Source organism: Massilia sp. P2_C2, assembly GCF_056404615.1.
Genome location: NZ_JBFUDR010000625.1, coordinates 1 through 1,072 on the forward strand (window position 1 = coordinate 1; position 1,072 = coordinate 1,072).

Sequence of the window (1,072 nt, forward strand, 5' to 3'; positions counted from 1 at the left end):
CAGCTGGTCTTCGAAGTGCACGCCGGCTGCGCCCGCTTCAATCATGGACTTCATCAGTTCGAAAGCGTTCAGCACGCCGCCGAAGCCGGCCTCGGCATCGGCCACGATCGGGGCGAAGTAATCGATGTCGTCCTTGCCTTCCGACCACTGGATCTGGTCGGCGCGCTGGAACGTGTTGTTGATGCGCTTGACGACCATCGGCACCGAGTTGGCCGGGTACAGCGACTGGTCCGGATACATCTCGCCGGCCAGGTTGGCGTCGCCCGCGACCYGCCAGCCCGACAGGTAGATGGCTTTCAGGCCTGCCTTGACCTGCTGCATGGCCTGGTTGCCGGTCAGCGCGCCCAGGGCGTTCACATACGGTTCGTTATTGATCAGGTCCCACAGTTTCTCGGCGCCGCGTCGAGCAAGCGTGTGTTCGATCTGCAACGAGCCCCGCAGCTTGACGACATCCTCTGCCTTGTAGTTGCGGACGATACCTTTCCAGCGCGGGTTGGACTCCCAATCCTGTTGCAGGGCGGCGATTTGTTGTTCACGAGTTGCCATGGTGTTCTCCTGATTGAAAGACGGGTTGGACAGTGATTTCGTTAAGAACATGATAGCGCCGTTTGTGCGCAGCACCAATTGTCTTATATAAGACATATGACTGTTTTTATGGTATTTAAAATCATATACTTACATTCCTTATTCCATGATTCGAAATATTATTTCTCACAATGGAAACCACTGACTGCTGTGCTCCCGTGCGCTTTTCACATCTGCAAACAGCTTTTCACGATGCGGGATAAAACGGGAACCCTGCGACGCACGACACTATCGTGACGCAGAGTTCACAATTTTGCTTGATTTTCACAGGAGTTTTGTTACCAAGAAGAATCGATATGCCTAATTGCATCAAATCCATCAGCAATTGTCCCGTCACTACAACATAGCTGAACAAAATGACGACAAGATTGCGATTTCGCGGCCAAGAAGAAACGCCCTGCCGGCGCCGGCCGACAGGGCGTTTTTGAGGGCTGCGAAAGAAGTCCTTCGCCAGCTCGACCGCAGGTTCCTCGCCGAACACGAGCTG

The 1,072-nt window shown here is 54.2% G+C and carries 1 protein-coding gene and 1 pseudogene; both read right to left on the reverse strand.

All coding sequences use genetic code 11. The features are described 5' to 3' along the window. Nucleotides 1-546 (reverse strand): annotated as a pseudogene (locus tag AC1DYX_RS31410) (isocitrate lyase); the annotation flags it as partial. Between the two features lie 226 nt (nucleotides 547-772). Next, nucleotides 773-1,072: hypothetical protein (locus AC1DYX_RS31415; RefSeq protein ID WP_477266163.1), on the reverse strand; the 300-nt coding region annotated here is incomplete at its 5' end.